Consider the following 17,698-nt stretch of genomic DNA (forward strand, 5'->3'; position numbering starts at 1 on the left):
CTGTTTGTGCCCCAGCCCGCCTGCGGGCGACATGATTTTTTTGTTAGCTGCCATTGTAGTTTAAATAACCGACACGATATGAAGTTACCATCGCAGTTTCTATTGCATGTGGCAAAAAAATTTTTAGTGTGGCGCCGTTTTTTATTAACACTGAGTCCTGCTGGTTCTCTGGAACTCTATCCAGTTCAAGCGTATCGGGCATGGGTTTATTTGATTGAATTAAAACCAATCCATAATCATTTAAATTTGGGCTGACTTTAATAAATTCTGATGTGCTCATTTGTAGGTCGTAAATGACGTTCCTAACCTTTCCAGAAAACGAAGAATCTTTATTAATAGGAACGGATGTGTCCCACCATAGAACTGCTGGATTAGGCATATGGCCTAAAAGCCAAACATATGGAACGCTTTTATCCAGAAACTGAATCAAATCTGTAACAACAGCGCCGTGGATATAGATTGATTCGTGATGTTGATTAGGCATCTAATGCTCCAAGGCTGCTAACTTTAAGCTAAAGGGCAAAAACATGGGGCTATAATCGCGAAGCGACCCCATGTTTTTGTCCCATTTAAGCGCATTGTTATGTTCCGTTCATCCATATTTTTTCATCAGTCTCTTACAAAGATTATCCAACTGTGTTTTGCTGTTTTCTATATGATTTTTTGACTCTTGGTACGCAACAAAAGCTTCTCCAGCAGGAAGTGATTTGCGCCTATGTGCTATCTCCAAAATAGGCATTCGAGAGATGTGATAATCATCAGGTGAAAAGTCTTCTGAACGGAAATAGAGACCACAAATCATTTGCATTGTTGATATTGAGCCATTCAGTTTATACACGGTCTCAGTTGAGTATTCATAGGATTTGTCTAAATTTTTTAGGCCATTCCTTTGCAAGGTATCAAGCAAATCTCTACAAGCTGCTATATATTCATTTGACGCGGAAAACAATTCTTCGACTTTCCCAATAAGTAACTCTTTTCTAGCACGTCTTGATAATATCCATTGATTAAGAAGAACAACAAGAATCGCTACGATCGCGGATATTAAAATTGAAACTAACCTAGCTAGGTCCGATTTATCTGAAAATATCTCAACAAACCAAGTCAAATAAACCTCCAAGGAATATAACTTTTACTTAACGGGCATAAACACAGCGCTACAATCGCGAAGCGGCGCTGTGTTTATGTCCCAGCCCGCCCCTAGGCGGGCGTGTTTAAGTTATTGTTATTCACCAACCTACCCCAACTTGCTTTGAAGTAAAAGAATATTGTGAAAAAGCACCAGTCAAGACAACCTTGAACCTGAATTTTCAGCGCTGAAATTGATAACAACATATATAAGAAATGAGAAAAGCTACCAGCGGTGCTCGGATTTAAAAATTGCTACCTTTACTGATAAAAGCTTTAAAGCCGTTCGAGAAGAGAACTGAGCTAAGAGCTTGTTTTTGATGAGAATAGGGTTGGTGTATAACTTTTAAATAAAGGGCAAAAACGCAGCGCTATAATCGCGAAGCGGCGCTGTGTTTTTGTCCCAGCACGCCCCGCGCGCGTTTTAATTTTTTTGTTATATGGCTTTGTCTACGAAGTACAGCGCCAACATAAAAAAGGCCATCACAAAACATACCATTTGAGACCTATAAAACCACTGCTCTAACTTAGTTGGCTTTCTGCGGATCTCGATTGCTCCACTACTACTATTCTTTAAAGCGGCATTCATTTTATTTTGCGCATCTTCCAAATGGTAAATAGGCGTCATCATTATGCGATGCTGCACTAGTATTCCGAAAAGTAGAGAAGAGAATAATAGTGAAAATGAGATTGTAAAATACCAGTTTTTGGTGGTTGATGTTGCTGCCATAATGGTAATGCACGCAACAGTTATCGTTAACAGCAATCTAGTGAAAGCACAATATTCTTGGTGATGCTGATTTAACAGTTTGTATTCAAGTTCTCTAAAATCTTGCATGTTAAAGTGCCATATAACTTCCCGCATAACGGGCAAATATACGTAGGCTAAAATACCGAGCAAAGCGAGGGGAGCCTACGTGTATTTGTCCCCCGCGAGCGAAGCGAGTGTTTATGCGTTTGTTAGGCGATTAACGTCTCGCATAGTAGCTCGCATTTTCAAAAATAATAGATACGAAATTATCGGATTTTGATAACGACAGATCCGCTACCTTTTGCTTGGCTTCTACTTCGGAAAGCACTCCATACAGCACATCACGCGCCAACGGAACCGATTTGCCTATTAAACCTTCGATATAATTGATGGCTTCGGAAATTTCATCTTCCCAAAAGCACCGTAGTTCCTCACTTCTGGCTAACTCTTTGCAAAGTAGGTCATGCCGACACTTTTGAGTCCGGTGGTAAACAGGTAGAATTTGTTCGATTACAGATATTTCCATGTTCGCCTAACATATTATTAGACTCCATTTTCATGGTGTCTAAATACCCCAAAAACGGGGTAATTTATTCGTTTAATTATTTCAGTATGCCATAGCTTTCAGATTTTTATAGCGAAAAATCGGGTCCATTTACATTGTCGTGTTTAAACATACCAATATAGAAAAATACTAATATGGTCGAGTTAAAGGCGCTGAATATTTAAGATTTAATAGAATTTTTTGCAATAACAAGCGTAAGAAATGTGGCTGGCGGTTATTACAAAAAAGTAGAATAAGCGTTTTGCTTAACGTGATATCGAAGCTCCCTCCAGCACATTAAGGTGTGCTTTTGGGTCACTTCGATAAGGATAATAGAACGATTTCTGCAGCGACGATGCTTACCAGCTTAAATCGTCTGGAATTTGATAGTCAGCATACCAATCATCTTCTTCACTTGCCGATTCATCAGTGCTGGCCTGGGTGTCTGCACGATAAACGATGCTGGCTTCGTCGCGCTGGGCAATTTTATCCGCCACCGGAGTGGGAATAAGCTCATAACCCTCTTCGTGCTTCACCACAACCAGTTTACCTTTGGTCACCTGTTTGTGAATTTCTTCACTGACATGCATGCGCTTAATGACATTGTCGTGGGTAAAGTTTAACACCGTTTGTGCCGGCCCCCGCTGCTGAATATTGATGGAGATAAGCTGTTTGACCTGTGCCACAATAGAACGCTTTTCACGCTCTTGCTGCTGCGCTTCATTCAACGCACGGTCTTTGGCTTTCTTCTCTTCAGCAGCTTGCTGGGCGGCTAACGTGGCTTCATCGACTTCCACCACTTTCTGCTTGTTTTTCTGTTTCTGCTTTTTGCGCTTTTCGTTGCGCACCTGCTTGGCCTTGGATTTATCCGCAAGGCCAGCTTTAAGCAATTGCTCCTGTAATGATGCCATGGTTACCTCAGCTATGACTTCTTCCGGGAGTCTTTGACATCCCATTTGTTGTCTTTGTACCATGCTGACCAGCCGGTGGCTTTGCCATTGTCATTTTCTGACATGACATACTGTTGCTTGGTCTTGCGACTGTAGCGAACAATGGTTGGATTGCCATCCGGATCCTGCTGCGGGGCATCTGCCAGATAATAGAATTTTTCCGAAATACGGTCGCGGAAGCGTGCCAGCTCCGCCACTTTAGGCGCACGCGTTTCCCTTGATTTGGGGAAGTTATGTGCGGCCAGGAAAATACCCGATGCACCGTCACGCAGGACAAAGTGTGCATCTGATTTTTCACATTCTAATTCGGGTAAATCCACCGGATCTTCTTTTGGTGGCGCAGGCTCGCCATTGCGCAACAACTTGCGAGTATTTTTACATTCTTCGTTGGTACAGCCGAAGTATTTACCAAAGCGGCCGTTTTTCAGCTCCATGTCACTGCCGCACTTGTCACACTCTATCAGCGGGCCATCATAGCCTTTGATTTTAAAGGTGCCCGACTCCACATAAGTGCCTGAACACGTCGGTGCATTACCGCACACGTGCAGTTTTCTGGTTTCATCCACTAGATAGCTGTCCATGGCCGTACCACATACCTGACAACGACGTTTTGCCCGTAATGCTTCGGTCTCCAGCTCTTCTTCGTCAGCAACCTTCACCACTTCATCACCCGGGGTGAGGTTCATGGTATTAGTACACCGTTCTTTAGGCGGTAAGTTATATCCTGAACAGCCTAAGAAGACACCGGTGCTGGCCGTACGCACGTTCATTTCCCGTCCGCATTTACTGCAGGTAATACCTGCCGGGATCGCCTGATTGGGACGCATGCCGCCATCCTCGAGGTCCTTTTCAGCGGTCAGTAATTTGCTGTAAAAATCCTGATAAAACTCATCCAGTACCTGTTTCCAGTCTTTTTTCCCTTCCGCAATGTCATCCAGCCGCTGTTCCATATTAGCGGTGAAGTCATAACTCATCAGGTCTTCAAAGTTATCCTGTAAGCGGTCGTTAACGATTTCGCCCATTTTCTCGGCGTAAAAGCGTTTATTTTCCAACCGAACATAGCCGCGATCCTGAATGGTGGAGATGATGCTCGCGTACGTTGACGGACGGCCAATACCGCGCTTTTCCAGCTCTTTTACCAGCGAGGCTTCATTGAAGCGTGCCACCGGTTTGGTGAAATGCTGCTGCGGATCCAACTGGTTAAGCGTCAGCGTTTCGCCTTGTTTAACATCAGGCAGGGTAAGCTCTTCATCCCCTTTTTTACGAATTTGCGGCTGTACTTTGGTCCAACCATCAAAGCGTAATACGCGGCCTTTGGCGGTCAGTTCATAGTCACCCGCTTTGACCTTAATGGTTGTGGAGTCATATTTAGCTGGCGTCATCTGACAGGCAACGAACTGCCGCCAAATCAGCTCGTACAGACGCTGAGCGTCTCTTTCCATGTCACTTAATGCACTTGACAGCATATTGACGTTGGACGGCCTGATGGCCTCGTGAGCTTCCTGCGCGCCTTCTTTGCTGCCATAACGGTTAGGAGACTCGGGCATGTAGTTGTTGCCAAAATTATCACCGATATAGTCACGACAACTGTCTAGCGCTTCTTTACTTAAGTTGGTTGAGTCAGTACGCATGTATGTGATGTGACCCGCTTCGTACAAACGCTGCGCCATCATCATGGTTTTCTTCACCCCAAACCCCAGGCGCGTGCTGGCTGCCTGCTGTAAGGTGGAGGTAATAAATGGGGCTGAGGGTTTGCTTTGCGTGGGTTTCGACTCTTTCGATTCCACCACATAGCTGGCCGTCTGTAAGCGCTTTAAAGCTTCGTCGGCTTGCGCTTTGTTGCCTGGCTTGAACGGTTTGTCCTGATAACGGTTAACCAGCATCCGCAGCGCCTGTTTTTGTGCCGTCAGATCGGCGTGAATATCCCAGAATTCTTCTGGTACAAAGGCTTTAATTTCGCGCTCGCGCTCAACTACCAGGCGCACTGCAACCGATTGTACACGGCCGGCAGATAAGCCTCTGGCGATCTTTTTCCACAACAGCGGCGACACCATAAAGCCCACCACCCTGTCCAGAAAACGACGGGCTTGCTGGGCGTTGACGCGGTCAATATTTAACTCACCAGGCTGTGAAAAGGCATCCTGAATTGCGTTTTTGGTGATTTCGTTAAACACCACGCGCTGGAATGATTTATCTTTGGCACCCAATAATTCACGCAGGTGCCAGGCAATGGCTTCTCCTTCGCGGTCCAAATCGGTGGCGAGATAAACGGTGTCAACGTCTTTGGCCAGTTTCTTCAGCTCATTGACAACCTTTTCTTTGCCCTGCAGCACCTGGTAGTGCGCTTTCCAGTTTGCCTGCGGGTCAACACCCATGCGATCGACAAGCTTCTTGTATTCGTAATGCTGAAGATATTCCTGCTTATCAGCATCGCTCAATTGCTTTAATTCTTTGGCGCTTTTTTTCGCTTCAACTTTACCCAGTGCTTTGGTAGGTAAGTCGCGGACGTGGCCGACAGAAGATTTCACAATAAAATTTTTGCCGAGATATTTATTTATCGTTTTCGCTTTCGCGGGGGACTCGACAATGACCAGTGATTTTGCCATATAGATGAACTTAGCCTATTGATTTATATAGAGTATATGATGCTTACTCGATTCTGTTTCATCATTATTATGCACCCGAGGGGTACCCTTGCTTTTTTAACATATATCTACAAAGTGAATGGAAAACAAGATCTTCTTCATACTTATTCTCCTGTTTGCTGTATTACACGCCAATTCCTGCTCACTATTTAACCAGCATGATTGGCAAGGGCAGCAAAACCCGTATAATGCCGCCCATCAATGTCGATTTGATCGCTGAGATTGCAGGTTAGTGCTTGTCCATTATAGTTAATAATGACAAAAGTAAATGAATGAAGCGCTTTTCCAGTTTGCCGGCCATCACAAGCTAAAATTATGCGGAGGGATTTATGAAGCAATACGAAGTTAACTTTGACGGTCTGGTTGGGCCTACCCACAATTATGCGGGTTTGTCATTTGGAAATGTTGCCTCGCTCAATAATGCAAATGCGGTGAGTAATCCTAAGGAAGCAGCCAAGCAAGGGCTGGCAAAAATGAAAGCGCTGGCGGATATGGGCATGCAACAAGGTATTCTGGCCCCTCAGGAACGTCCTGACATCGCCATGTTGCGTCGTTTGGGCTTTACCGGCTCCGATGCTACGGTACTGGAGAACGCCGCTAAGAATGCCAAACAGGTGTTTTTAGCCTGCTGTTCGGCTTCCAGCATGTGGACAGCCAATGCCGCAACCGTCTCGCCCAGTGCTGATACCGCTGATGGCCGCGTGCACTTTACCCCCGCAAACCTGACCAATAAATTCCACCGTTCACTTGAGCCCAGAGTGACCGGCAATATTTTAAAGGCCACCTTTGCCAACGAAAAGTATTTTGCGCATCACACGCATCTGCCTGACAACGATCATTTTGGTGATGAAGGTGCGGCCAACCACACCCGTTTATGCACAGACTATGGCCACGCAGGCCTTGAACTGTTTGTGTATGGTCGACATGCATTTGATGCATCCAAACCAGCACCTACGCGTTATCCGGCCAGACAAACGTTAGAAGCCTGCCAGGCCATTGCGCGCCTGCATGGCTTGAGTGACGAATCGGTAGTGTACATGCAGCAAAATCCGGATGTAATCGATCAGGGTGTCTTCCACAATGATGTGATTGCGGTAGGTAACCAGAATGTGCTGTTCTATCATGAACAGGCCTTTTTACATACGCAGGCTTCACTGGATGAAATTCGCCACAAATTTGGTGAGCACCCACTGCACTTTATTGAAGTAAAAACCAGTGCTGTCTCGGTAGAAGACGCGGTGAAGACTTATTTATTCAACACTCAGATTATCACCCTGCCCGATAACACCATGGCCATCATTGCGCCCACCGAGTGTGAGGAAAACCCAGCCGTTCACAAGTATTTGCAGGAGCTGGTTACCCTGGGCACACCGATAAAAGAAGTGAAATACTTTGATGTAAAACAAAGTATGCGCAATGGCGGCGGCCCCGCATGTCTACGTTTACGTGTGGCACTGACAGAGCAGGAACTGGATGCTGTTAACCCTTACACGTTAATGAATGATGATCAGTTCAAGCGTTTAAATACCTGGGTGGACAAGCACTATCGTGACGCACTCACAGAGAACGACTTACGTGATCCGCAACTGCTGATGGAATCACGTGCTGCGTTAGATGAGCTGACCCAGCTGATGAAACTCGGCTCGGTGTATCCTTTTCAGAAAGACTAAGCGGTTGTAAAGCTTAAAAAAAATGCCGCGATTTATCGCGGCATTTTTTGTTTGTTTACGTGTTATTTTAGTCTGTCGTCGAACAGTCAGCACTCAAGCCATAAGGGCTGTTCGGCGGCGCTGAGGTTTCGTCAGCCAGGTCAGTTGACGCAACAGACAAACCATAATTCATGCTTTCGCTGGCTTCAGAGCCACCTGATTCGCTTCTGGCAGTAATCCTGACCGTTGCCCAGCCACCAAACTGCTTGGCGTAGCGAAGTGAGACAATAGCCTGGCCATTTTCATCAGTGGTAACCGTATCAGTTACCGAAGTCACGATGCCAGGGGTCAGCATATTGTCGCCATTGGTATCTTCGTTTACCGGACTTAAGTCTAGTATGCCGTTGTAGTTTACATCTTCGTTGGGGCAGCTTGCATTCACCTGTTGCTCCCACCTCCCGGCCACGTCATTGTACACCCAAAAGCCTTTTGAGTAGGTATTCCCTTCGGATGCTCTTAACGGCAACGCGGATAACGTAATTTGCGTATCAGCCACCGGGTTACCGTCACTGTCCACAACGAACACCGAAAACTCTTTAAGGTATGAAGAGTCGTTCGGAACCTGAATTAAACTGCCGGTTCCCAAAGTAATATCGAAGGCTCTGTCACCTACTGTTAATGTCGTTGAACCTGTCACTGACGTATTGTCATCGACGGTTGCTGTAATCACCACACTCTCGGTCGATGTTATGGCGTTTGACTGATACACCGTAGTGGCAATACCGCGCTTATCGGTGCGCGCTTGTGCATCGGTTAACGAGCCGTTTGACACATCATCCAGGGTGAAATTAACCAGCTTATTGCGTACTCGGTTACCGGTGGCATCGCGCACTACCGCCGAAATAGTGCTGGTTTGACCATCAGGACCAATCGCGTCAGGGGTTGCATCCACAATAATATTGTCCGCAACTTCTGCGATAAAGGCGATAGTTAAGCGTGTTGACACCTGTTCGCCATTATCATCGGTACCGGTAGCAACGATGGTGGCTTCGCCCGCATTGCTCGATTGAACGGAGACCGCCAGATTACCACTGGCATTGGTAGTGCCCGATGGTGTTATCGTTCCGCGTGATATGGTTAATGAGACGTCGCCGCCTGCGTAAGCCACGCCTTCCTTTTTCCATACCAGCGTTAATATTTCACTTTCATTTAACGGAATATCATCCTTCACATCATTAACATCAGGTGGGTTAACAAAGCGAAACTCATCTTGTTGCACGGTCACCAGAAACGATTCACTCGCCCCTAACGCCGAGGCCGTCACGGTAAAGTCGTCAGAGTTCGTGGAACTGAAAATGACATTGGCGCGACCGTCGTTATCGGTCGTGACAGTGGCTGGGGTTAACGTGTCGGCGGTAACATCGTTGCCCGCCGAGTCGGTGGCAACAATAGATACCGCTTCTCCGCGAACCCCCTTGCCGTCTGAATCCACCAGGCTGATAGTCAAACTGGCATCGTCACCGACAATGACAGACTCAGAGCCATTAATATTTATTGAGGTGCCGACTACAGAAATCTCAATATTTTGCGTCAGTTCAGGTTGGCTGGCGATCGAAGCAGTGGCCGTAATAATGCGGTTCTCAGAATCGCCACCGGTGCTTAAATTAACCCGGGCGATGCCACTTTCATCGGTGGTTGATTGTACATCCTGAATGGATGCATTGGCATTTGCGGCAAAGTTTACTTTGATGTTTGGTAACAAGACATTTTGCTCATTTTTCACCACCGCCCATAGCTCTATGGTTTCAGCGCCTGCGGAAGAGAGCTGAGACTGGCTGGCAAAAAAGTCTAATGAGGCCACACTGGTTTGTGCCACATCGGTGCCACTGGAGGTAAAGCCTGCCCTACCCGATTCGCCTGAGTCCAGCGTGGCGGTGACGGTACCGCTGCCCGAGCCTGCACCTACTTGCAGCCCGATGGTGGCGACACCGTCACTGTTGGTCAGGGCGGTGCCGGCATCATTAGTAAAGCTGGCAAGGGTGTCTGATGATAAGGTAAAGGTGATCAGTTCACCGGCAACGGCGTCACCGTCAGTGTCGGTAACGGTCGCCTGCACGGTTAACGGGTTATTGGCGTTAAGCTCGCTGCTGGTTTCCCCGTTTGCATCCACTAAAGTGACTGTCACATTGGTCTCACCTGTTGCATCGGGTGGCGGTGGCGTTCCTCCATCCCCATCACGTGTGATTTCTCCACCTCCACCACAAGCGTAAAGGAAAAGCAGCATGCTGAAAAATGCTAGAGACTTGGCAAATGCTTTCATAATTGTCTTCCTGGACCTCTTTTGTTCACTTTAGGGTCGTATTCGTGTTTAAAACTCAATAGAATCTGTATATCAGCAAATAACTAAAATCAGAATGCTCAGGGAACCTACATGTCTCAGTCATCACACAAATATAGTTTAACTACCAGAATCTTTATCGGCATGGTCGCCGGAATCATTATCGGCGCCATACTCCAGGCGCTTTTCGATGATAGCGGAGATTTACGCTTTTCGGTATTCTCATTCGAGATATCCACGTATAACATTCTGGTAGAAGGTATATTTTCAACTTTAGGCCAAATCTTTATCGCCAGTTTAAAAATGCTGGTGGTACCTTTAGTGTTTGTCTCCCTGATTTGCGGCACCAGCAGTTTGACCGAGCCCAGTAAGCTGGGTCGGCTGGGGGCAAAATCTGTGGCCTTGTATATTCTCACAACGGCGATCGCGGTGACACTGGCGATCAGTCTGGGTTTGCTGGTCTCACCGGGTGAGGGACTGAATCTGTCAACGGATGCGGAGTTTACCGCCAAACAGGCACCTTCGTTCTCGCAGGTTATTGTGGACATGTTCCCGTCTAATCCGATCAACTCCATGGCCAAAGGTAATATGCTGCAAATCATTGTTTTTGCGGTGTTATTCGGTATTGCGATGGCGATGGTAGGTGAAGCGGGCAAACGTCTGGGTGCATTCTTTGAAGACATCAACACCGTGATCATGCGCCTGGTCACTATCATCATGAACCTGGCACCGTATGGTGTGTTTGTGTTGATGGCGAAACTGTTTGCCACTATCGGTTTGGAAACCATCGGTAGTCTGGCTAAATACTTTGTGCTGGTGCTTGGTGTGCTGGCCTTGCATGCGTTTGTCACCTATCCAATTTTACTGAAAGTGTTTACCGGCTTGAATCCATTGTCGCTGTTCAAGAAAATGCGGGAAGCCGCGCTGTTTGCATTTAGTACATCTTCAAGCAGCGCCACCCTGCCGGTGACCATGGAGACCGCACGTAATAAGCTGGGTGTGGGTAAATCCGTCACCTCTTTCAGCTTGCCGCTGGGCGCCACTATCAATATGGACGGTACCGCCATTATGCAGGGCGTGGCTACGGTATTTATTGCTCAGGTGTACGCAGTGGATTTGTCGATCAACGATTACATCATGGTAGTGCTTACAGCCACGTTGGCGTCTATTGGCACTGCGGGTGTACCGGGCGTAGGTTTGATCATGCTCGCCATGGTGCTGCAACAGGTGAACCTGCCGGTTGAAGGCATTGCGTTAATTATCGGCGTCGACCGTTTACTGGATATGACTCGCACGGCAGTTAATATTACCGGTGACTGTACGGTCGCCTGTATTGTTGGCAAAAGCGAAGGTGAACTGGATGAAGGTGTTTACAACAACCCTGATGCTGGGATTGAAGAAGAAGAAGTGGATTTAAAGCACTTCGATAAAAACAGTTAACCACCAGTATTAAACGTGTGCTCACCCGGTAATGCGGGTGAGCTGATAACGCACGTTAACCGTTTAACGCCGCGGCTGGTGCAACCTTAGCGGCTTTGCTGGCCGGATATAGCGTTGCCAGTACACATAGCAACGTGGCAACCACCACGGTCATCACCACGTCGGCAAGGTGCAGTTCAGAGGGCAAAAAGTTAATAAAGTAGACATCACCTGATAACACCTTCACGCCCAGTAAATTTTCGATAAATCCAACTATCAGCGATAAATTAGGTGCCACCAGAAGCCCCGCAATCGTTCCCAGAAAAATGCCCATCAGGCCATTGAGTAGCCCCTGAGCAATAAAAATCTGTTTAATTAATCGATCTGATGCACCCATGGTTTTAAGAATCGCTATAGCACTGCGTTTCTCGCGTACTGCCATTACCAATGTAGAGACAATATTAAAACACGCCACCGCGATAACCAGCGTCAGCGCAATGTATACTACCACCCTGACCAGTTGGATATCTTCGTACAAGTGACCCTGGGTGCGCGTCCAGTCGGACATGTAGATGGCTTGTGGAAACGAGTAGCCGATCTCACGCATCACCGCGTTCGCTGAGAAAGGGTCATGCAGCATGAACCGCAACCCCTGTGCCCCTGAGGCTATTCCCATTTCGGCAGACGCGCTACTAAGGTGCATTAACCCCACCAGGTTATCCAGCTCGCCGCCAATAGTGATACTGCCCGCCACTTCCAGTGACACAGTCTGTGGCGCTTTAAATGATAAATCGGCGGTTCTGGTGGGTACCAGAAACTGAATACGATCACCTACCTGGATGTCCAGCTTGGCCATAATGCCCTTACCCAGCAGCACGCTGTAGGGATTCTGCTGAAACCGCTGCCAGGTGGCGTCAGTGACCTGGGTTAACCAGTTTTCAGGCTGTTGAGCGATCTCAATACCAGTGATTTCTGCAGCTTTCAGTTTGCCTTTAAACTGCACCATCCCGGTTATTTTTGTATACGGAGATACCGACTGGATCCGCGGGTCTTTCTCTAATTGCTGCTGTTGCCCCTGCCAGTTCTCGATGCCTTTGTCATCAAAGGCAAACAGCTCGCCATGGGGAATGAAGGTTAAGATGCGCTGGGTAAGCTCTCGTTCAAACCCGTTCATGATGCTTAACAAGACAATCAGCACAAAGCAGCCCAGGCCCACTCCCACAGAGGAAGAAAGGGAAATAAATGAAATATATTTATTGGCCTGTTTGGCGTTGCGAAAACGCGAGGCAAAAAATAGTGCCAGCTTCATGATGCCACTTTATCCAGTGGCTGCAGATGACCATCTTTCAGCGTCAGTACGCGGTCCATTTTATTGGCTAATTCACGATCGTGGGTGACCACAATGAAGGTAGTGTTTAGCGTTCTGCTGATATCCTTTAGCAAGGCATACACGCTTAAGCCGGTTTTATGATCCAGATTACCGGTGGGTTCATCGGCCATCACCAATTTAGGCTGGTTCACCAGTGCCCGTGCAATGGCTACCCGCTGTCTTTCACCTCCGGACAACGCTGCGGGTTTGTGCTGCAGACGATGCGCCAGCCCAACCAGTTCGAGCATTTTTTTGGCTTCAGCATTAGCGTTAGTGTGCGAACTCCCGCCAATTAAAAGTGGCATTGCGACATTTTCCAAGGCGGAGAATTCGCCCAGCAAGTGATGAAACTGATAGATAAACCCCATTTGCTGGTTGCGCACCTGATTAAGGGCTTTGGGTTTGAGCGAATCTAGCGGGCTGCCGTCAAACAGCACACGGCCATCTGAAGGTGTATCCAGTCCGCCCATGATATGTAATAAGGTACTTTTGCCTGAACCGGAACTGCCTAAAATAGCGATGTGTTCACCGGTTGCAACCGAAAAGGAGACATGACTTAAGACAGCAGTATCGTTTTCACCATCGTGATAGGTTTTACTGATGTCCTGACAAACGAGCAGGTCTTCCATGTAGTGTACTTTTTTGAATTTGAATAAACAGAATGGTGGGCATGTTATCGCGATAACCAGCCAAGGCCAACATTTTAACAGGATTTTTAAATGATGGCGGAGCGGACGGGACTCGAACCCGCGACCCCCGGCGTGACAGGCCGGTATTCTAACCAACTGAACTACCGCTCCAACAGGATGTAAGCTGAACTAATGGCGGAGCGGACGGGACTCGAACCCGCGACCCCCGGCGTGACAGGCCGGTATTCTAACCAACTGAACTACCGCTCCGAAGACCTTTAGTTTCAACTTATTGTCGCATTATTAAAATAGTGGCGGAGCGGACGGGACTCGAACCCGCGACCCCCGGCGTGACAGGCCGGTATTCTAACCAACTGAACTACCGCTCCAGTTATTTTAATAATTTCAGTAAGTTATAGGAATTGCTAAAATCCCCTGCCCTCACTGCGGCGCAGATAATAAAGTTTCACCCCCATAGAGTCAATGGTTTTTTTGCAGAAACTTTACTGTCCGCGTTTGTTTGCCTGAATATTCGCCACACTGTGCATGGATTGCTCAGTCCGGGCTTTTTTTGTTCTCTTCGGCTTTAGGCTTTTTCTTCACCATTGCTGCAACCTTTTGCTTGGTGTCAGCCAATTTCTCGCCCAGATTAAACCTGGCGAAAATACCTTTACTTTCAGTATCAGAAGAAGCCGGACGCCGACGCTGCCACACGATAAATGCCAGTGCCCCACCGCCTATCAGCAATATCATCCCGTTAACCAGCAGTACCGTTAACAACACATTATCTTCTTCTGGCGGTGGCGCTTGCTCAGCGGGTGCAGCAGGTTGCATGACCTGATCAGGGGACTGGCTGGTTTGTGCAACAGGCTTTCCGTTAGGCCCTACCAGCGGTTGCTCCACGATGGGGGGTTCTACTTCAAAATTGTACTCAGGTACATCAAGGATAAAGTCACGGCCATCTATGGTAGTGCCGTAAACCGTCACTTTGACGCGAAACAGGCCATCTTCAAACGCAACAATCTTATATCGTCGGCTATCGCCATGGGTTTCAGTTAAGGAGAAGTTTTGAATATCACCATTGGGGAAACGGACTTTACCATCAACCAGCAGTGAATTTATATCGACTAAATCCCGTTCAACATCCACTAATAAATTGTGGTAACCACGCTGACCATCGTCAAAGTCCACCTCCAGCTTAACCGGATTGCGATGCAAAATGATTAACGGGTCAATTTGCTCACGACTGTACATAGGAGTAACAACTTTGAATACAGGCTGCCACTCTCCTGCCGGAATGATCAGATTAAACTGGCCAGTGAACACGCCGTCTAATGGGGCTTCATCCATGCCCATGCCGTTATCCTGAAAGGTGGCAATAAGCTGATCATCAGCACCAAAATTATCGTAATTGGGATTGTTGGTGCTGACCAGCTCAATGGTAAGATCCACAGCATCCCTGAATTCTTTGTATTGAATGGGTTTATCGCCGTTGGTCAGACGTGCTGTCAGCTTTAAAATTTCACCTGAAAACAGAAGGTTAGGCAACGGTTCTGCGTGCAGCTTCACGTCCGATAAAATCATCACCCTACTGTCGGGTAACACCTGGCCGACCGCCTGCCAGGGGCCGGGAACTGGATTTTTCAATTTGATCATGTCGTAGGTGGCAGTGTCATACCATTCAACATTCTGCTCTTCAGCCTGACTCTGAAATATTTTCGATCCATCAGGCTTTACCAATACCACCGGCGCAGACCCATACTCACGGAAAAATACCATAGTTATTTCTTCAACGTGATGATCAACCCGGAAGCGGTTTCGTAACAGCTCAATGGAATTCTGAAACTCATCACCTAAGGTAGAAATGGGCGATGGCTGGGGGTCAGCCTGTGCTGTTCGAGCGGGTGTTGGCGTCTGGTTCTGCGCCTGCACTGACGATGTGCTGGCGATAATTAGCACCAGCCACACAGATAAATGCCCAAGGCAGGCCAGGGTTACCTTTTTTACACGGCTACTGAGGTGAACGGTTCCTGCTAGCAATTGCTTCATATAAAGGCTTTCAGTGACAAGGGGTGTTAGTTATTCCGCCACAGACATTGACCACCACTATTTTGCACAATGTCCAGACGCGCTTCGTGTTGTTCTAACTCATCGGCTGTAGCCTGGATAACCTTTAATTTATTTGCGTTGCGCTGAACTCTACGGATCTGTTCTGACTGTGAACCACTGCCGTCTCCCTGCTTACCAGCCAGATTAAGATTAGTCTGGCCGCCCGTCATCATCAGGTAAACGTCTGCCAGGATCTCCGCATCCAGCAACGCGCCGTGCAATTCACGGTGGCTGTTATCGATACCATAACGCTTACACAGCGCGTCCAGATTATTTTTCTGTCCGGGGTGCATCTGCCGCGCCAGCACCAGGGTGTCTAATACATCACAGACCTCCCTGGTGACCACACGGGTAGACGTTGGGCCCATGGCAAATTCATGATCCATAAAACCCACGTCAAACGGGGCATTATGAATGACCAGCTGCGCGCCTTTGATGAAAGCCAGAAAGTCCTCAGCAACCTCGGCAAATTTAGGCTTATCGATTAGAAATTCATTGGTAATACCGTGAACATCAATCGCTTCCTGTTCGATCTCGCGCTGTGGGTTAATGTAGACATGAAAATGGTTACCGGTGAGCTTGCGGTTGACAACTTCCACACACCCTATCTCGATAATTCTGTGGCCTTCTTTGGGCTCAATACCTGTGGTTTCGGTATCCAATACAATCTGACGCATGTAATTCTGCTCTTGGCTTACTTTTTTCTGATAGTATATCAGGCTGCTGCATTGAAGCTATGATGAGTTACAAAAAAGGGTCTTACGTGTCAAAAAAGTCAGTCAGAATCTACACCGATGGTTCGTGTTTGGGAAATCCGGGGCCGGGTGGTTACGGTGCGGTATTAATTTATAAGAAACATCGCAAAGAGTTGGCCGACGGCTTTGCCCACACTACCAATAATCGTATGGAGCTGCTGGCCGCGATAAAGGCCCTTGATAGCCTGAGTGAGGCCTGTGAGGTTACGCTTACCACCGATAGCCAGTATGTGAAAAATGGGATTAATCAGTGGATCCATAACTGGCGTAAGAACGGCTGGAAAACCAAAGACCGTAAACCGGTTAAAAATGCCGACCTGTGGCAACAACTTGACGAAGCGGTCAATCGCCACGAGATTGACTGGAAATGGGTTAAGGGCCATTCAGGCCATCCGGAAAACGAACGCTGTGACGAATTAGCCAGAGAAGCTGCCTCAGCTAATCCAACACAGGTTGACGCCGGATTTGGTGAGTAAACCCCGTTAGCTCCCTGCTCCTGCACTCACGTTTTAAGTGGCAGAAAAATCTTAAATTGTGCCTCATGATGCGGCACATCGGGGAACCATCGAAGTCGTTCGACGATCACCGGATGGCCATCATCCATCGGCTCTTTACATTCATCCACGAGGGCGTTGATTTGCGCGCCCAACTGCTGCTCATGACCGGTGAATAGCTTGCTGATGCAGCGCATTGCCGGGATCACACTCTTTATGACTCCTTGTTCATTTTGCTCTACGTATTTGGCACCGCTACAGGCAATCCCAAACTTCATCGCGCCATCCTTCCCGCTCTCTTCAAAAAATAAATTGAACGTGCGGCTTTTACCCGGTGGCAGATGATGGCGTTTTCGCCACTGAATAAATTGTTGAAGCGATTGGGGCAACATCTGATAAGCCCCTGTGTGTATTTTCAGGGCAATGTCAGTTTCCGGGAAAAGGACGACCTCCTCCTGCGTTATTTCTTCGTGCTGGCTAACAGTTCCTTCAATGGCTTTCAGCGGTTGCGAGAGTTCATCCCAGACCGTCCAGTCAGGTTGCGCACGAAACGCACCCGGGCTCTGACCACCGTACATTTTAAACGCGCGGCTAAACGCCTCTGAGCTGCCATAGCCTGCTTCGATGGCTATATCCAGTACGGTCGAGTCTGGGCGAAAAGCCAGCTGCCAGGCTGCTCTTCGTAGTCGGATCAAGCGCTGAAAGACATCAAGCGAGACACCGAATTGCTGTTGAAACTGACGATGAAAGTGATATTTGGAGACCCCCGCCACGCTTGCCAGTTCCGCCAGATCAGGCTGGTTGTCTAAATGCCGGGCCAGATAATCAATCACTTTTTTAGTTCGTTCTGTGGTTGCTGTTTTCACTTACACACCTAATGAGTTACCAGAAAGTCAGCATATCGAATTGCAAACGTAA

At 47.6% G+C, this 17,698-nt stretch carries 15 protein-coding genes and 3 tRNA genes; 3 read left to right on the plus strand and 15 right to left on the minus strand.

Annotated features, from left to right (window positions below; all coding sequences use genetic code 11):
• Positions 1–43: 43 nt before the first annotated feature.
• The 6 genes from HCJ96_RS01515 to topA form a co-directional block, all read right to left on the minus strand.
• Positions 44–484: a hypothetical protein gene (locus tag HCJ96_RS01515; protein ID WP_169209258.1), complete on the minus strand. Its 441-nt coding sequence runs from the start codon at positions 482–484 to the stop codon at positions 44–46.
• 108 nt (positions 485–592) lie between these two features.
• Positions 593–1,108, minus strand: a complete 516-nt coding sequence (locus HCJ96_RS01520) for a hypothetical protein (protein WP_169209259.1) — start codon at positions 1,106–1,108, stop codon at positions 593–595.
• 456 nt (positions 1,109–1,564) lie between these two features.
• Positions 1,565–1,966, minus strand: coding sequence for a hypothetical protein (locus tag HCJ96_RS01525; protein WP_169209260.1), 402 nt, complete (start codon positions 1,964–1,966; stop codon positions 1,565–1,567).
• Between the two features lie 130 nt (positions 1,967–2,096).
• Positions 2,097–2,405, minus strand: a complete 309-nt coding sequence (locus tag HCJ96_RS01530) for a hypothetical protein (protein ID WP_169209261.1) — start codon at positions 2,403–2,405, stop codon at positions 2,097–2,099.
• Positions 2,406–2,782: 377 nt separating this feature from the next.
• On the minus strand, positions 2,783–3,334 hold the full coding sequence (locus HCJ96_RS01535) for a DUF2058 domain-containing protein (RefSeq protein WP_169209463.1): 552 nt from the start codon (positions 3,332–3,334) through the stop codon (positions 2,783–2,785).
• A gap of 11 nt (positions 3,335–3,345) precedes the next feature.
• A complete protein-coding gene (gene topA, locus HCJ96_RS01540) occupies positions 3,346–5,979 on the minus strand; it encodes a type I DNA topoisomerase (protein WP_169209262.1) in 2,634 nt (877 codons plus the stop codon).
• Positions 5,980–6,347: 368 nt separating this feature from the next.
• On the opposite strand from topA, the gene astB reads away from it, so the two are divergent.
• Positions 6,348–7,688: an N-succinylarginine dihydrolase gene (astB, locus tag HCJ96_RS01545; RefSeq protein WP_169209263.1), complete on the plus strand. Its 1,341-nt coding sequence runs from the start codon at positions 6,348–6,350 to the stop codon at positions 7,686–7,688.
• 67 nt (positions 7,689–7,755) lie between these two features.
• On the opposite strand, the gene HCJ96_RS01550 is transcribed toward astB, so the two are convergent.
• Positions 7,756–9,987 carry an Ig-like domain-containing protein gene (locus HCJ96_RS01550; protein ID WP_169209264.1) on the minus strand — a complete coding sequence of 744 codons (2,232 nt, stop codon included), beginning with the start codon at positions 9,985–9,987 and terminating at the stop codon, positions 7,756–7,758.
• 111 nt (positions 9,988–10,098) lie between these two features.
• Here HCJ96_RS01550 and HCJ96_RS01555 point away from each other — a divergent pair, with 111 nt between their 5' ends.
• On the plus strand, positions 10,099–11,445 hold the full coding sequence (locus HCJ96_RS01555; protein WP_169209265.1) for a dicarboxylate/amino acid:cation symporter: 1,347 nt from the start codon (positions 10,099–10,101) through the stop codon (positions 11,443–11,445).
• 55 nt (positions 11,446–11,500) lie between these two features.
• Here HCJ96_RS01555 and HCJ96_RS01560 read toward each other — a convergent pair whose 3' ends face one another.
• The 7 genes from HCJ96_RS01560 to dnaQ form a co-directional block, all read right to left on the minus strand.
• Complete coding sequence (locus HCJ96_RS01560) at positions 11,501–12,733, minus strand: lipoprotein-releasing ABC transporter permease subunit (RefSeq protein ID WP_169209266.1); 1,233 nt, start codon at positions 12,731–12,733, stop codon at positions 11,501–11,503.
• Complete coding sequence (gene lolD, locus HCJ96_RS01565) at positions 12,730–13,422, minus strand: lipoprotein-releasing ABC transporter ATP-binding protein LolD (protein WP_169209267.1); 693 nt, start codon at positions 13,420–13,422, stop codon at positions 12,730–12,732. The genes HCJ96_RS01560 and lolD overlap by 4 nt, the downstream gene beginning before the upstream one ends.
• A gap of 94 nt (positions 13,423–13,516) precedes the next feature.
• Positions 13,517–13,593: transfer RNA gene (locus HCJ96_RS01570), tRNA-Asp, on the minus strand.
• A 22-nt stretch (positions 13,594–13,615) separates the two neighbouring features.
• Positions 13,616–13,692 (minus strand) — tRNA-Asp (locus tag HCJ96_RS01575).
• A 42-nt stretch (positions 13,693–13,734) separates the two neighbouring features.
• Positions 13,735–13,811 (minus strand) — tRNA-Asp (locus HCJ96_RS01580).
• Positions 13,812–13,977: 166 nt separating this feature from the next.
• Entirely contained in the window at positions 13,978–15,471 is a 1,494-nt protein-coding gene (locus HCJ96_RS01585; protein ID WP_169209268.1) for a TIGR03503 family protein, read from the minus strand.
• A gap of 26 nt (positions 15,472–15,497) precedes the next feature.
• The gene (dnaQ, locus tag HCJ96_RS01590; protein ID WP_169209269.1) at positions 15,498–16,208 is read right to left on the minus strand and encodes a DNA polymerase III subunit epsilon; all 711 of its coding nucleotides are present in this window, start codon (positions 16,206–16,208) and stop codon (positions 15,498–15,500) included.
• A 62-nt stretch (positions 16,209–16,270) separates the two neighbouring features.
• On the opposite strand from dnaQ, the gene rnhA reads away from it, so the two are divergent.
• Complete coding sequence (gene rnhA, locus HCJ96_RS01595; protein ID WP_425483726.1) at positions 16,271–16,762, plus strand: ribonuclease HI; 492 nt, start codon at positions 16,271–16,273, stop codon at positions 16,760–16,762.
• Positions 16,763–16,788: 26 nt separating this feature from the next.
• Here rnhA and HCJ96_RS01600 read toward each other — a convergent pair whose 3' ends face one another.
• Positions 16,789–17,646, minus strand: a complete 858-nt coding sequence (locus tag HCJ96_RS01600) for a helix-turn-helix domain-containing protein (RefSeq protein WP_169209271.1) — start codon at positions 17,644–17,646, stop codon at positions 16,789–16,791.
• Positions 17,647–17,698: the final 52 nt, after the last annotated feature.

The organism is Alteromonas ponticola (genome assembly GCF_012911815.1).
Classification (GTDB): domain Bacteria; phylum Pseudomonadota; class Gammaproteobacteria; order Enterobacterales; family Alteromonadaceae; genus Alteromonas; species Alteromonas ponticola.

Bases quoted from the DNA above. Each gene is read 5' to 3' on its own strand.
- HCJ96_RS01515 (WP_169209258.1), bottom strand. From the start codon at position 484: ATGCCTAATCAACATCACGAATCAATCTATATCCACGGCGCTGTTGTT.
- HCJ96_RS01525 (WP_169209260.1), bottom strand. From the start codon at position 1,966: ATGCAAGATTTTAGAGAACTTGAATACAAACTGTTAAATCAGCATCAC.
- HCJ96_RS01530 (WP_169209261.1), bottom strand. From the start codon at position 2,405: ATGGAAATATCTGTAATCGAACAAATTCTACCTGTTTACCACCGGACT.
- HCJ96_RS01535 (WP_169209463.1), bottom strand. From the start codon at position 3,334: ATGGCATCATTACAGGAGCAATTGCTTAAAGCTGGCCTTGCGGATAAA.
- topA (WP_169209262.1), bottom strand. From the start codon at position 5,979: ATGGCAAAATCACTGGTCATTGTCGAGTCCCCCGCGAAAGCGAAAACG.
- astB (WP_169209263.1), top strand. From the start codon at position 6,348: ATGAAGCAATACGAAGTTAACTTTGACGGTCTGGTTGGGCCTACCCAC.
- HCJ96_RS01550 (WP_169209264.1), bottom strand. From the start codon at position 9,987: ATGAAAGCATTTGCCAAGTCTCTAGCATTTTTCAGCATGCTGCTTTTC.
- HCJ96_RS01555 (WP_169209265.1), top strand. From the start codon at position 10,099: ATGTCTCAGTCATCACACAAATATAGTTTAACTACCAGAATCTTTATC.
- HCJ96_RS01560 (WP_169209266.1), bottom strand. From the start codon at position 12,733: ATGAAGCTGGCACTATTTTTTGCCTCGCGTTTTCGCAACGCCAAACAG.
- lolD (WP_169209267.1), bottom strand. From the start codon at position 13,422: ATGGAAGACCTGCTCGTTTGTCAGGACATCAGTAAAACCTATCACGAT.
- HCJ96_RS01585 (WP_169209268.1), bottom strand. From the start codon at position 15,471: ATGAAGCAATTGCTAGCAGGAACCGTTCACCTCAGTAGCCGTGTAAAA.
- dnaQ (WP_169209269.1), bottom strand. From the start codon at position 16,208: ATGCGTCAGATTGTATTGGATACCGAAACCACAGGTATTGAGCCCAAA.
- rnhA (WP_425483726.1), top strand. From the start codon at position 16,271: ATGAGTTACAAAAAAGGGTCTTACGTGTCAAAAAAGTCAGTCAGAATC.